Origin of the sequence: Anaeromyxobacter sp. Red801, from assembly GCF_049201065.2 — a bacterium.
In the GTDB taxonomy this organism is placed as follows: domain Bacteria; phylum Myxococcota; class Myxococcia; order Myxococcales; family Anaeromyxobacteraceae; genus Anaeromyxobacter.
In genome coordinates this window covers 16746-30026 of sequence record NZ_CM181236.1, presented here as the reverse complement: position 1 = coordinate 30026, position 13281 = coordinate 16746, and the positions used below count along the sequence as shown (strand labels likewise).

General features: G+C 75.2%; 15 protein-coding genes. 6 read left to right on the top strand and 9 right to left on the bottom strand.

The features are described 5' to 3' along the window. Both ACOQFB_RS00170 and ACOQFB_RS00165 read left to right on the top strand, forming a co-directional pair. Positions 1 to 1164 carry a THUMP domain-containing class I SAM-dependent RNA methyltransferase gene (locus ACOQFB_RS00170; RefSeq protein WP_421609133.1) on the top strand — a complete coding sequence of 388 codons (1164 nt, stop codon included), beginning with the start codon at positions 1 to 3 and terminating at the stop codon, positions 1162 to 1164. A 39-nt stretch (positions 1165 to 1203) separates the two neighbouring features. Continuing rightward, a complete protein-coding gene (locus ACOQFB_RS00165; RefSeq protein WP_421609132.1) occupies positions 1204 to 1740 on the top strand; it encodes a hypothetical protein in 537 nt (178 codons plus the stop codon). Between the two features lie 229 nt (positions 1741 to 1969). Here the strand turns inward: ACOQFB_RS00165 and ACOQFB_RS00160 are convergent, their stop codons facing one another. The 8 genes from ACOQFB_RS00160 to ACOQFB_RS00125 all read right to left on the bottom strand — a co-directional run bounded on the left by ACOQFB_RS00160 (position 1970) and on the right by ACOQFB_RS00125 (position 10143). Then, positions 1970 to 3100 (bottom strand): hypothetical protein, encoded by a 1131-nt coding sequence (locus ACOQFB_RS00160; RefSeq protein WP_421609131.1) that lies wholly within the window; start codon positions 3098 to 3100, stop codon positions 1970 to 1972. Between the two features lie 15 nt (positions 3101 to 3115). Then, a complete protein-coding gene (locus ACOQFB_RS00155) occupies positions 3116 to 3283 on the bottom strand; it encodes a thioredoxin domain-containing protein (RefSeq protein WP_193388379.1) in 168 nt (55 codons plus the stop codon). Between the two features lie 45 nt (positions 3284 to 3328). After that, a complete protein-coding gene (locus tag ACOQFB_RS00150) occupies positions 3329 to 3841 on the bottom strand; it encodes a hypothetical protein (RefSeq protein ID WP_421609130.1) in 513 nt (170 codons plus the stop codon). A gap of 30 nt (positions 3842 to 3871) precedes the next feature. Next, positions 3872 to 5035, bottom strand: coding sequence for an MFS transporter (locus tag ACOQFB_RS00145; RefSeq protein WP_421609129.1), 1164 nt, complete (start codon positions 5033 to 5035; stop codon positions 3872 to 3874). 34 nt (positions 5036 to 5069) lie between these two features. Beyond that, on the bottom strand, positions 5070 to 6158 hold the full coding sequence (locus ACOQFB_RS00140; protein ID WP_421609128.1) for an HNH endonuclease: 1089 nt from the start codon (positions 6156 to 6158) through the stop codon (positions 5070 to 5072). A 651-nt stretch (positions 6159 to 6809) separates the two neighbouring features. Then, entirely contained in the window at positions 6810 to 7313 is a 504-nt protein-coding gene (locus tag ACOQFB_RS00135; RefSeq protein WP_421609127.1) for a DUF4442 domain-containing protein, read from the bottom strand. A 123-nt stretch (positions 7314 to 7436) separates the two neighbouring features. Then, positions 7437 to 8807 carry a POT family MFS transporter gene (locus tag ACOQFB_RS00130; protein ID WP_421609126.1) on the bottom strand — a complete coding sequence of 457 codons (1371 nt, stop codon included), beginning with the start codon at positions 8805 to 8807 and terminating at the stop codon, positions 7437 to 7439. 43 nt (positions 8808 to 8850) lie between these two features. After that, entirely contained in the window at positions 8851 to 10143 is a 1293-nt protein-coding gene (locus ACOQFB_RS00125; RefSeq protein ID WP_059438697.1) for a POT family MFS transporter, read from the bottom strand. A gap of 80 nt (positions 10144 to 10223) precedes the next feature. Between ACOQFB_RS00125 and ACOQFB_RS00120 the strand changes: the two genes are divergently transcribed. Next, positions 10224 to 10532 carry a rhodanese-like domain-containing protein gene (locus tag ACOQFB_RS00120; RefSeq protein WP_421609125.1) on the top strand — a complete coding sequence of 103 codons (309 nt, stop codon included), beginning with the start codon at positions 10224 to 10226 and terminating at the stop codon, positions 10530 to 10532. 7 nt (positions 10533 to 10539) lie between these two features. On the opposite strand, the gene ACOQFB_RS00115 is transcribed toward ACOQFB_RS00120, so the two are convergent. Continuing rightward, positions 10540 to 10911, bottom strand: a complete 372-nt coding sequence (locus ACOQFB_RS00115; protein WP_421609124.1) for a DUF423 domain-containing protein — start codon at positions 10909 to 10911, stop codon at positions 10540 to 10542. 87 nt (positions 10912 to 10998) lie between these two features. Between ACOQFB_RS00115 and ACOQFB_RS00110 the strand changes: the two genes are divergently transcribed. The 3 genes from ACOQFB_RS00110 (at position 10999) to ACOQFB_RS00100 (ending at position 13141) form a co-directional block, all read left to right on the top strand. After that, on the top strand, positions 10999 to 11352 hold the full coding sequence (locus ACOQFB_RS00110) for a 4a-hydroxytetrahydrobiopterin dehydratase (RefSeq protein ID WP_421609123.1): 354 nt from the start codon (positions 10999 to 11001) through the stop codon (positions 11350 to 11352). 82 nt (positions 11353 to 11434) lie between these two features. Continuing rightward, the gene (locus tag ACOQFB_RS00105) at positions 11435 to 11827 is read left to right on the top strand and encodes a hypothetical protein (RefSeq protein WP_421609122.1); all 393 of its coding nucleotides are present in this window, start codon (positions 11435 to 11437) and stop codon (positions 11825 to 11827) included. A 111-nt stretch (positions 11828 to 11938) separates the two neighbouring features. Next, complete coding sequence (locus ACOQFB_RS00100; RefSeq protein WP_421609121.1) at positions 11939 to 13141, top strand: metallophosphoesterase; 1203 nt, start codon at positions 11939 to 11941, stop codon at positions 13139 to 13141. Positions 13142 to 13281 lie beyond the last annotated feature (140 nt).

The window sequence follows — 13281 nt, the reverse complement described above, 5'->3', positions numbered from 1 at the left end:
ATGCGCTTCTTCGCCACCTGCGCCAAGGGCACCGAGGGTGCCCTGCGGCGCGAGCTGTCCGCCCTCCGCCTCCCCGCCGTCCGCGGCGATCGCGGCGGCGTCTCGTTCGAGGGGGCGCTGGAGGCCGGCATGCGGGCCTGCCTGCACGCGCGGACCGCCATGCGCGTCCTGCTGGAGCTGGCGCGCTTCCCGGCGCCGGACGCGGCGGCGCTGTACGAGGGGGCGCGCGCGGTGACCTGGCAGGACTGGCTCGACGTGCGGACCACGCTGGCGGTGGAGGCGACCGTCTCCTCGACCACGATCACGCACTCCGGCTTCGCGGCGCTCAAGGTGAAGGACGCGGTGGTGGACGTGCTGCGCGACCGCCTGGGCGCGCGCCCGGACGTGGACCCGAAGGACCCGGACGTGCGGATCGTCCTGCACCTGGCCCGGGACGAGGCCACCCTCTCGCTCGACCTGGCCGGCGCGCCGCTGCACCGGCGCGGCTACCGGGCGGTGACCACCGAGGCGCCGCTCAAGGAGACGCTGGCCGCCGCGGTGCTGCTGCTCGGCGGCGTCGATCCGGCGCTCCCCTTCGCCGACCCGATGGCCGGCTCCGGCACGCTCGCCATCGAGCACGCGCTGCGCGCCCGGCGCATCGCGCCCGGGCTGGACCGCGCCTTCGGCTTCCAGCGCTGGCCGAGCTACCGGGGCGGCCCGCAGTCGGCCTGGGACCGCATGAAGGCGGCGGCGCGCGCCGAGATCCTGCCGCGCGCGCCCGCGCCCATCGTGGCCCGCGACGGCCACCCCAAGGCGGTCCAGGCGCTCCGGCTCAACGCGGCCGCGGCTGGCGTCGAGGCGGACCTCGAGATCGCGCAGGCCGACGCGCGCGACCTCCAGCCGTCCGCGGACGCGGGCGCGATCGTGACCAACCCGCCCTACGGCGAGCGGCTGGGCGGCGGCGCCGAGGGCGCGAGCGCGGCCGAGGCCCGCGTGGCCGGCAAGAAGCTGCAGGGCTTCTACCGCGGGCTCGCCGAGATGCTGGAGCGTCACCACGGGTGGACGGCGGTGGTGCTCTCCGGCAACCCGCTCCTCGAGCGGGCCATCCCGCTCCGCCCCGCGGTGGACCACCGGCTCTGGAACGGACCCCTCGAGGTCCACCTGCTGAAGTACGAGCTCCCGTGACGTTGCGCCGCCCTGGGCCCCGCGCCTAACGTTCCCCGCGTGACCGCCCCCGCCCCGCTCGTCGCCGTCGCGCTGGCGCTCGCGGCCGGCGCGGGGCCGGGCGGCGCGCCCGCGGTGCCGGTGGCGCCGCCGCGCGAGGGGACGCTGGACGCCCGCCGCGAGGCCATCGCGCAGGAGGTGATCCGGCTGGGCGCCGCGCTCCAGCGCGAGATCGAGGCCGGCGACGCGGGCGCGCTCCTGGCGCGCGTGCCGGCGGACGGGCTGCGCTGCGCCGGGCAGGTGGTGCCGCGCGCCCGGGTGGAGCGCGACCTGCGCGACCCGTCGCGCTGGCTGCACCGGACGCTGTTCGGCCCATCCGACGGCGGCCGCGCGCCCGGGAGCCTGCGCGCGTTCCTGGGGCGGGCGAAGGAGGTCGCGGTGCTGGTCAGCTTCCGCCGCGACCCGCGCGCCGGCCCGGTGGGCCGGCCCTGCCTCGAGTTCCGCGCCCGCGACCTGGTGAACCCGGCGCCGCCGTTCTGCTTCGAGAAGCAGGGCAGGCGGTGGTGGCTCACCGAGTCGCTGTATCCGTGCGGCTGACGGGCTCCCTCGACTCCGCGCGGCCATACGGCCGCGCTACGCTCGGGATGAGCGCAACGATCCGCTCACCCTGAGCGTAGGCGGGCCGCAGGCCCGCCGGAGTCGAAGGGTCACCCTGAGCGTCCCTCGACTCCGCGCGGCCGTACGGCCGCGCTACGCTCGGGATGAGCGCAACGATCCGCTCACCCTGAGCGTAGGCGGGCCGCAGGCCCGCCGGAGTCGAAGGGCCTCAGTGCTGGAGCGCCGCCAGCCGGCTGCGGGCGCGGGCGAGCTGGCCGTGGGGGCGGAGCCCCTCCGGCAGCGCCTGCCCCTCGGCGAGCGCGCGCTGCAGGGAGGCGCGCGCGGCCTCCTGCTCGCCGAGCGTCTCCTCCGCCTCGGCCTTCAGCACCAGCACGCGGATGCGCCGCGGGCCCTGGGCGCGCTCCAGCGCGCGCCCGGCGGCGGCGAGCGCGTCGGCGGGCCGGTCGAGCTTGAGGTAGAGCACGGCCAGGTTGGTGGGCGGCACGTACTCGCCGGGGAGATCGCGCTCCGAGGCGAGCAGCGCCGGGAGCGCCCGCGCCGGCTCGCCGAGGCGGACCGCGGCGGAGAGCCGCTGGCCGTCGAACGCGGAGCGCGCGAGCGGCGTGGGGGCGCGGGCGGCCTCGCGCTCCAGGAACGCGAGCCAGCGCCGCGCCAGCGCCTTCGCGCCGGCCGCGTCGCCGGCCGCGTCGCGGGCGGCGGCCAGGCCGTCGTAGAGCCAGGAGCGGTCGTCGGCGAGCACGTCCTTCGCGTCGAGCGCGCGGCGCGCCGCCGGCTCCAGCGCGGCGAGCGCGGTTCGCCGGGCGGCCTCGTCCTCCAGCTCGAGCGCGCAGGACAGCCCCTGCGCCGCCACCCGCGCCCGGCCCGGGCCGGACGGGAGCGCGGGGAGGGCCTCGCGCGCGGCATCGGCGCAGGCCACCGGGTCGCCGGCCAGGCCGAGCGCCTGGACCCTCGCCTCGGCGGCGCGGGCGCGGCCCGGCCAGCGCGGGCCGCCCGCCGCGAGCGCCTCGCGGTAGGCGGCGGCCGCGTCGGCGTGGCGGCGCTCGCCGGCCAGGCGGTCGGCGCGGGCCAGCGTCGCGTCCGCCTCCGACGCGCGGGCCTTGCGGACCGCGCGCTCACCGTCCAGCGCCAGCTTCTCGATCTGCGCGGCCGTGGCGGTGCCCGCCCAGCGGAGCACCACGCCCTCGGTCGCCGGGTCGATGATCATCAGCGTCGGCCACACGTCGATCGGGAACTGCTCCACGAACGGCGCGTTGCCGGGCTTCTCGGTGTCGATGTCGAGCCGGACGAACCGCCCGGCGAGCTTCCGGAGCCTCGCGTCCGGGAGGACGTAGGCCCGCATGAAGCGGCAGGTGGGTCACCAGGGGGCCCAGACGTCCACCAGCATCGGGACGTTCCGGGCCTTCGCCTCGGCGAGCGCGCGGGAGTAATCGTCTTCGATGACGCCCTTCGGCGCGGCGGCGGCGGCCGGAACGGCGGCGGCGAGCGACGCGGCGGCGAGGGCGGCGAGCAGGGCGGTGCGCATGCGACCGGTGGTATAGCGCGATCCGGCCGCCGGTTCAGCGCCCCGTCACCGGCCGAGCGCGGCCCGGACCTCCTCGAACTGCGCCTCCGACAGGTACATCTCCAGCGCGCCCTCCGGCAGCACGATCCGGGCCGGCTGGCGGAAGCCCTTCTTCGGCGGCTCGGGCGGCCGGGCCTCCTGGATCTTCGACGCCTCCACGCGGATCGCCACCCGCCCCTCGCGGCGCGCCGCGTCCAGGCCCGCCGCGGTGAGCGGCACCGGCTCCAGCAGCCGCCGGCGGAACGGCAGCGCGAGCCAGTAGGCGCCCTGCGCCACCAGCGCGCCCCAGACCACCGCCATGCTCCGCCAGGTGACCACGTTCGCCACCACCGCCACGAGCGAGCCGATCATGAGCACGTTCGCGATGCGGTGGACGATCTCCTCCCAGCGGCGCGGCCGCAGGATGACGAGCTCGCCCGGCAGGACGTGCAGCTGCCCCTTCACCCCGCCGCCGCGCACCGGCTTGCCGGCCGGGTCGACCAGCAGCGCCAGCACCGTCCCGAAGGCCTTCGGCTCCATCCGTCCTCCCGTTCGTGGAAGGGGGCGAGGCTACACCGGCGCGCGGCCGCGCGGGGGCCTTCCGCACAGCAGCCAGTTCGCGAGGAATCCCACCCCCACCCCCGCCACGCAGGTCGCGACCACCCCCGGCCAGCCCGCCGCGTGCATCGCCAGGCCCGGCACCGCCGAGCCCAGCGTCCCGCCCACGTAATAGAACGTGAGGTAGAGCGCGCTCGCGCCGCCCTTGGCCGTGCGCGCGGTCACGTTCACGAACCCCGGCGCCACCGCCTGCGCGGTGAAGGTCCCGAGCACCAGCACCAGCAGGCCCGCGATCGCGAGCGGCAGCGAGCCCGCCAGCGCCGCCGCCATGCCGAGCGCCTCGACCACGAGGCCGATCCCGATGAGCCGCCGCGGCGGGATGCGCCCCGCGAGCCGCCCCGCGATCGGCGAGGCGACCACGCCCGCCGCGTACACGAGGTACACCGCCGAGATCTGGCCCGTGGTGAGGTGCCAGGGCGGGCCGGCGAGGTGGTACGGCAGGTAGGTGAAGATCCCGATCCAGCCGAAGAACAGCGACGCGCCCACCAGGTAGGCGCCCAGCAGCGGCGGGTCGCGCAGGTGGCCGAGCATGCCGCGCGTCGCCGAGGCCCAGCCGATCACCGGCGCGCCCGTGGCCGGCGCGAGCCCGCGCCAGAGCGCGACCGCGGCGACGAGCGTCACCGCCGCGAAGGCGACGAACGCCGCGCGCCAGCCCGCGCTGGCCGTGATGGCGCCGGAGACCACCCGGCCCGCCAGCCCGCCCACCACCGAGGCCGCGATGATCCCGCCCACCACCGCCGGCAGGTCCGCGTTCCGGAAGCGGTCGCCCGCGTAGGCCACCGAGACCGCGGTGACGCCCGGCACCAGCACGCCCTGCATGGCCCGGAGCACGAGGAGCACGGAGAAGGAGGGCGCGAAGGCGCAGGCCAGCGTGGCGAGGGCGAGCAGCGCCGTCGCGCCGGCCATGACGCGGCGCCGCCCCAGCGCGTCCGCGAGCGGCCCGTAGAAGGAGGAGGCGGCCGCCACCGCGAGCACGACCGCCGAGACGGTGAGCCCCGCCCGCGCCGGCCCCACCCCGAACTCGCGCGAGAGGACCGGCAGCACCGGCTGCGTGACGTACATGTCCGCGTAGACCGCGACCGTCCCCGCGTAGAGCGCCGCCGTTTCCCGTCGCACCCGGGCACGATACCGCGCGGTCGGCGAACGCGCCTCAAGGCGAGCCGGCGTGAGGCCTCCCCGCGTACGCGTCCACGAGCGCGTCGCCGAGGACCCGCCGCGCCTCCTCGAGGTTGTGGCCTCGGCAGCGGATCCGGAGGTTGTCCGCCGTCGACGGCCCACCCTGCGCTCGCGGCACGATGTGGTCGAGCTCGAGCTGGTGCGTGGAGCCACAGAGCTCGCCGGAAGGGAGGAGGAACGTGCACCGGCCGCCGTCCCGCTCCCACACCTCGCGGCGGACGTGGGCGGGGATGTGGTCCGGCCGCGTGGAGGGACGGACCGTCTTCTGCGGCCTGGCCGTGAGCCCCTTCCGCCGGGCGCGCTGCGCAAGCAGCTCCTCCAGCGCCGCCTCGAGGACGTCTTCGCGGGAGGCGCCCGGCATGGCGTGGGACAGCGCGTCGCGCGCGGCGTCGAGCTTCTTCAGGAACGCCTTCGAGACGGTGAGGTGCATGCGAGCCTGGTCGCCGTCGAGCCAGTCGACGGAGCTCGGCCGTGCCGCCGGCACCGCGACGACCCAGGCCGCCTGAGGGGTCGGCGCAGCCGGCTCGGTGGCAGCGGAAGCGGGCGGCGTTTCATGCGCATGAAGTACAACGACCCGTGCGGGCGCCGGCGCCGCGGTGTCGAGCGACGCCGTCACCGGACCCGTTGCAGGCACGGCGAGCCGGACCGGCACGACGACCTCGCGCCGCGGCGGGTTCTCGACCGGACGGATGGAGGCAGCCACCGCTGCCGCATCGCGGCTCGAGAGCCCGAAGAACCGAGGAAGGATCTCGGCGCAGTTCTCGGCGGTCACCACCTTCGCCAGCTCGCAGACCGACGACAGGCACAGCTTGCCTTCCCGCAGGGCACGCTCGACGCCTGGGTAGCGCTGGATGAGCTCCGCCGCCGTTTTGCGGAGCTGCGCAGAGCCGGCCGAGAGGTTCAGCTCGCGATGGAGGAACGAGAACAGCGACGTGTGCCCGCGCTCGCGCCATAGCCCCCGTCGGTCGAACTCCGCCAGCGCGACCAGGAACTCCGCCATGGCCTGGCGCTCGGCGCGAAGGAGGCTGCGAAGACGGTTCGTGAACTCGAGTGCGATGTCCATGACCGAAGCATCGCACGCGATCTTCGCCCTCCGTAAAACGCGCGAGGTTCACCCAGGACCCACGATCGCCGCCAGGGCTCCGCGCCCCCTCGACCCACGCCCGCGCGTCGCACCACGGCCCCGCAAGCGCGCGAAGCCCCTGTCCCCCAGCGTGTTCGCAACGCCCAGCGCCCGCGCGCCGACAACGCGTCAAGCATTCACTGTGAGACAAATGGGTGCCTCTCCCGAGCACGCGCCCCCGCGCCCGGCGCTTCCCCCTCAGGCCTCTCGCAAGCCGATCCCGCCGCGCCCGGCTCCGGCCAGGCGGCCCCGCCCCCGACCACCCCCGCACCCTCGAAGCCCGAGTCCCGCTCGTGGTTCGCCAGGCTCACCACGAGCGGACTTTCAGCAGCCCCACCCGCCCCCGACCCCCACCGCACCCTCGCAGCCCGAGTCCCGCTCGTGGTTCGACAGGCTCACCACGAGCGGACTTTCAGCAGCCCTACCCGCCGCCGACCACCCCGCACCCTCGAAGCCCGAGTCCCGCTCGTGGTTCGACAGGCTCACCACGAGCGGACTCTCAGCAGCCCTACCTGCCCGCGACCCACTCACCACGAGCGCGCACCGACCACTCACCCCGAGCGCCCATCACCTCGCGCGAGCACAAACCCCCTACCCCGCCGCCACCCTCGCCCGCTCCTCCACCTTCACGGCGCCGCGCCGCTTCAGCGACAGGCCCAGCGTGAAGCGCGCGACCGGCTCGTCCCCGTGCTTGTCCGGCACCGTGGCCACCACCTCGACCGGAACGGTGACCCGCTCGCCGGTCCGGTCGGCCTCGCGCACGGCCTCCGCCACCCGCGCCCCGTCGCGCGAGCGGAACACCACGTCGCCGTCGGCGCGCTTCAGGAAGTCGGCCTTCAGGTCGGCGAAGATGAGGTTCACGCGCTTGTGCTTCGAGTAGATGAGGCGGGCCGCGACGAGGCCGCCGGCGATGTCGGCGCCGGCGCAGAGCGCGCCGAAGTACATCGAGCCGAGGTGGTTCCTCGAGCGCCAGCGCAGCGGGATCTTCACCGCGCAGCCCTGGTCGTCGAGCTCCAGCACCCGGGGGCCGAGGAACAGCAGCACCGGGATCTTCAGCGACAGCAGGCGGACCAGCGCGGTCTCCTTCAGCAGCATGCTCGGGCTCCCCGCGCGCTCGGCGCGATGACGCAGCGCGTGAATCATAGGGGGCCGGGCCGATCCGCCGCGCCGCCCCTACAGGGGGCAGGCTCGCGGGCGATGCGCGCCCGCCGGCGCCGCCTACTCGGCCGCCGCGGCGGAGGGCAGCGGCACCGGGCGGTAGCGCCGGGCGATGGCCTGGAACGCGAACGCGGCCGCCAGCATGAGCGCGGCGAACGCCCAGAAGTACGCCGCGCCGGAGAGCGGCACGAGCTCGGTGACGAGCGCGGTGAGCAGGTTGCCGAGCGCGATGGTGAGGAACCAGAGCGACATGATGGTGCTGCGCATGGAGCGCGGCGCCTGCGTGTAGCTGAACTCGAGCCCGGTCACCGACACCAGCACCTCGCCCGTGGTGAGCAGCAGGTACTGCGGCAGCTGCCACAGCGCGTGCGGCGCGTGGCCGGCGTCGATGAGCGTCTGCACGATCGCCGCCGCCGCGAACGAGAGCACGGTGAGGAACATCCCGCCCGTCATGCGCGAGAGCGGCGTGCGGGCGAGGCCCCGCCGCTCCAGCGCCGGGAAGATCACCCAGTTGAACAGCGGGATGAGCGCCATCACCATGAACGGGTTCAGCGCCTGGAGCTGCGCCGGCGAGAGCGTGAGCGTGCCGAGGTGCAGGTCCATGTCCTTCGCCTGCAGCACCCAGCTCGAGCCCTTCTGGTCGTAGAGCGCCCAGAACAGCGTCACCGCCGCGTACACGCCCATGATGCGGAACACCGCCCGCGCCCCGTCCACCGCCTCCTGCGGGTGGCGCTCGCGGGCGGCGTCGAGCCAGTGCTGGCCGGGCTTGCCGGTGCCGAGGCGCGAGAGCGCGAAGCCGACCACGCGGAACAAGCCGTGCGGGTTCGGCCCGGAGGGCGGCGCGAACGCGTAGTGCTTGCGGCCGAGCCAGAACACCACCAGCGCCACCGCCATGAGCACGCCGGGCAGCGCGAACGCGACCGGCGGGCCGAACGTGAGGAGCAGCAGCGGGATGAGCAGCTTCGAGCTCGCCGAGCCGAGGTTGATGGACCAGTAGAACCAGCCGTACACGCGCTGGAGCAGGCCGTGCTGCTCGGGCCGGAACTGGTCGCCCACGAACGCCGACACGCACGGCTTGATCCCGCCGGCGCCGGCGGCGATGAGCGCGAGGCCCACGAAGAAGCCGGTGCGCGTCTCCCACGCCGCGAGCACGCCGTGGCCGAGCACGTAGAAGAGCGAGATCCAGAGGATGGTCCGGTACCGCCCCAGGAACCGGTCGGCGATCCACCCGCCCACCAGCGGCGTGAGGTAGGTCGCCATCACGAAGTAGTGGTAGTAGGCCTTCGCGTCCTGCGCCTCGTACAGCAGGTGCTGCAGCATGTAGACGGTGAGGATCGAGCTCGTCCCGTAGAACGAGAAGCGCTCGCAGGCCTCGTTGCCGACGATGTACTTGACCTGCGGCGGGTAGCGCTCGGGCGCGGACGCGGACATGGCGCGCGAGTCTGCCACGGGACGCCCGGGGCCGCGCAACCGCCTACGCCGCGGCCTCCGCCGAGGGCGCCGCCTCCACCGGCCGGTACCAGCGCGCCACCGCGGCGAACACGAACGCGGCGGCGAGCATCATCGCCGCGAAGAACGCGTAGTACGCGACGCCCTGGAACCGGTTCAGCCAGGCCACCAGCGCGGTGAGCAGCGAGCCGGCCGAGATGGTCACGTACCAGAGCCCCATCACCACGCTGCGCAGGTGCTTCGGCGCCTGCGAGAACGCGAACTCGAGCGCGGTGACCGAGACCAGCACCTCGCCGATCACCAGGAACACGTACTGCGGGATCTGCCAGGCCACGTGCAGCGCCGCCCCGCCCTGCAGCGCCGACTCCACCGCGCCCGCCGCCACGAACGACAGCACCGTCACGAACATCCCCACCGCCATCTTGCGCAGCGCCGTCACCTTCACCCCGCGCCGCTCCAGCGCCGGGAACACCCAGACCGCGAACACCGGGATGAACGTGAGCACCATGGCCGCGTCGAGCGTCTGGACGTTGCCGGCGGCGATCTGGAAGCCGAACAGGTACCGGTCCATCCGCTCGGCCTGCAGCGTCCAGGACGAGCCGTACTGGAAGAAGAGCGCCCAGAACACCGTCACCGGCGCGAACACCGCCAGGATGCGCAGCACCGCGGCTCCCGCCGAGCCGCCCGGGCCGGCGTCGGCGGCGGGCGGGGCGTGGCGCGCGGGCGGGACGTGCACGTAGCGGCCGCGCCCGACCCAGAAGACCAGCAGCGCCACCGCCATCGCGACGCCCGGGACGCCGAACGCCACCCGCGCGCTCACGTGGTCGAGCAGCAGCGGGATGACCAGCGTCGAGACCGTCGAGCCGAGGTTGATCATCCAGTAGTAGAGGTCGTAGAGCCGCGCGAGCAGCCCCTTGTCCTCGGCGGGGATCTGGTCGCCCGCGAACGCCGAGGCGCAGGGCTTCAGGCCGCCCGCGCCGATCGAGATGAGCGAGAGGCCGACCAGCAGCCCCCAGGCGCTCTCCCAGACCGCCAGCACCGCGTGCCCGGCCACGTACCCGAGCGACAGCCAGAGGATGGTGTTGTACCGGCCCCAGTAGCGGTCGGCGAGCAGCGCGCCGAAGATGGGCATGAGGTACACGGCGCCGGTGAACACCTGGTACGCGGTGACCGCCTCGTTCTCGGCGAACCCCAGGTTCCGCACCATGTGCAGCACCAGGATCGACGCCATGCCGTAGTACGAGAACCGCTCGGCGGCCTCGTTCCAGGCGAGGAACTTGATGGAGGGCGGGAAGCGGGACTTCGCGGTCTGGGGCATGCGGGGGGCACTCTGCCATGCCGTGCGGCCGCGCGCGAGACGCTGCGCGGCGCGGGGACCCCGGTTAGAACGGCGCGCCGATGATCCGGATCTCGACCGAGGAAGCAGCGCAGCTCATCGCGCAGGGCGGCTACGACCTGGTGGACGTGCGCGAGCCGCACGAGTGGGCCGGCGGGCACATCCCGGGCGCGCGGCACGTGCCGCTCGGCGCGCTCGCCCGCGCCCCCGCCGACCACCTGACGCGCGACCGCGTCATCTTCGTCTGCGGCCACGGCATGCGCAGCCAGACGGCGTGCGCCATCGCCCGCAGCGCCGGCCTGAGCCAGGTGTTCAGCGTGGACGGCGGCGTGGTGGGCTGGGCCGCCGAGGGCCGCCCGCTGTCGCCCTGAGCGGCGCTCACCGCCCGCGCAGCGCGGACACCGCCAGCGCGATCCAGCCGGCGATGAACGCGACGCCGCCGAGCGGCGTGACCGCGCCGAGCGCGCGGACGCCGCTCAGCGCCAGCGCGTAGAGGCTGCCCGAGAACAGCACCGTCCCGGCGACGAACGCCCAGCCCGCCGTCGCCGCCGCGCCGCCGGGCGTCCGCGCGTACGCCCAGCCGGCGGCCAGCAGGGCGAGCGCGTGGTACATCTGGTACTGCGCGCCGGTCTGGAAGACGGCCAGGAGATCCGGCGCCAGCCGCGCCTTCAGCGCGTGCGCGCCGAACGCGCCCGCCGCCACCGCCACCGCCGCCGAGATCGCGCCGAGCGCGAGGAAGAGCCTGTCCATGGGCGCGGAGTATCGCCCATCGCCCGGCCGGGCGGGCGTCCCGCCTTGGCCTTGCGGCGGCGTGGCCCGGCCCGCACACGCTCGGCCATGGACCTGGACTTCGCGAAGAGGAAGTGCGTGCCGTGCGAGGGCGGCATCCCCGCGCTCGCGCCGGACGCGGTGGACGCGGGGCTGCGCGGGCTCGACGGGTGGGACGCGCAGCAGGGGAAGACGCGCCTGCACAAGCACCTGCGCTTCGACGACTTCGTCGCGGCCATGAAGTTCGTGAACGCGATGGCCGACCTCGCCGAGGCCGAGGGGCACCACCCGGACTTCTGCGTGCAGTACTCCACGGTGGACGTGACGCTCTGGACGCACGCGGTGGGCGGGCTCTCGGAGAACGACTTCATCCTCGCCGCCAAGCTCGACCGGCTGCGCGAGGCCGCCGCCGCGCGGCGGTGAGCGCGACCGCCGCGGGGTGCGCTGAATAGGCGCCGCGGGCGCACCGTCACTCCGGTGGAGGGAAACCGCACCGGAGGAACCGATGAAGAACGTCGCCAGGAAGCTCGCCCTCGCCGCCGCCCTCACCGCCGCCGTGCCCGCCGCCGCGCACGCGAAGCCCTGCGATCACGACGCGCCGGTGGTGGCGTACCCCGCGCCGGCGCCCGTCCCCGCGCCGCTGCCCGCGCCGGCCGGCTGGCGCGACGATCGCTGGGACGATCGCGGCCCGCGGCGGCACGACGGCTGGCGCGCCCGCGAGCGCGCCGCCCTCCGCGCCGAGTACGCGCGGCTCGACGCCGCCCGCGACCAGTTCTACGCGCGCTGGAACGGCTACCCGCCCCCGGGGAAGGCGCGCAAGTTCGAGCGCTGGTACGCGCACGAGCGCGGCGAGCTCGACCGCCGCTGGGACGCGCTCGAGGGCTACGCCTGGCGCTGACCGCCCGCGCACCCCGGAGCACCCCGCCGCCCGCCGTGCGCCCCCGCGCCGGCGGGCGGCCCCGTCTCGACGCCGTGGACCCCGCGCCGGATCGCGGTTAGACCAGGGGGCGTGTCGCGCTCCGCCCTGTCCTTCGCGGTCTTCCTCGCCGTCGTCCTGTCCATCCTCGGCGGCATGCACGCCTACCTGTGGCTCCGCCTGGTGCGCGACCCCGGGCTGCCGGAGCCGTGGCGGCGGATCGGCACGGTGCTCCTCGCCCTGCTCGCCCTCGCCATCCCGGTGGGCATGTTCTCGGTGCGGATCGCGTCCGGCTGGGCGGCGCGCTGGCTGCCCGTCGCCGCGTTCACCTGGCTCGGGCTCGCGTTCATCCTGTTCTGCGCGGTGGCCGCCATCGACCTCGCCCGGATGTCCGCGCAGCTCGCGATCTTCGTGGGCGACTGGCTGCGCCAGGTCCCGGACCCGCCCATGGACCCCGACCGCCGGATGTTCGTGGCCCGCGCGATGGCGGGCGGCGCCGTGATCGCGGCGGGCGGCTCGGCCGCGCTCGCCTTCCGGAGCGCCACCGGGCCGGCCGAGATCCACGAGGTGGCGGTCCGGCTGGAGCGGCTGCCGCCGGCGCTGTCCGGCCTCACCATCGCGCAGATCTCCGACCTGCACGTCGGCCCGGCCATCCGCGAGCGCGAGGTGCGCCGGGTGGTGGAGCAGACGAACGCGCTCCGCCCCGACGTCGTCGCCATCACCGGCGACCTGGTGGACGGCAGCGTGCGCGAGCTGGGCCACGCGGTCGCCGAGCTGGCCCGCCTGCAGGCGCGGCACGGCGTGTTCTTCGTGACCGGCAACCACGAGTACTACTCCGGCGTGGACGCCTGGGTGGCGGAGCTTCGGCGCCTCGGCATCCGCGTGCTGCGGAACGAGCGCGTGTCCGTGGGCGACGCGGGCGCGTCGATCGACCTCGCCGGCGTGGACGACTGGAGCTCGGGCCAGTTCGGCAACGGGCACGGCATGGACCTGCCGCGCGCGCTGGACGGGCGCGACCCGGAGCGCAGCCTGGTGCTGCTCGCCCACCAGCCGCGCGCCATCGGCGAGGCGGTGCGCTCCGGGGTGGAGCTGCAGCTCTCCGGGCACACGCACGGCGGGCAGATCTTCCCGTTCAACCTGCTGGTCCGGGCCGCGTACCCGTACGTGAAGGGGCTCTACCCGCACGCCGAGGGGAGCACCCGCGGGCAGATCTTCGTGTCGCGCGGCACCGGCTACTGGGGCCCGCCCATGCGGCTCGGCTCGCCGCCCGAGATCGCCAAGATCGTCCTGACCTGACCTGATCGGGACGGCACCGGGCGGGCGCTCGCTCGGGGATCGAGGCGTGCTTCACGTCGAGTGATGCGTCCGGCGTGGCCCGCTTGGGCCCTGCCCGCGCGGTAAGCACCGATTTACCCTTGGCGTTCGCAGGAGGCAGC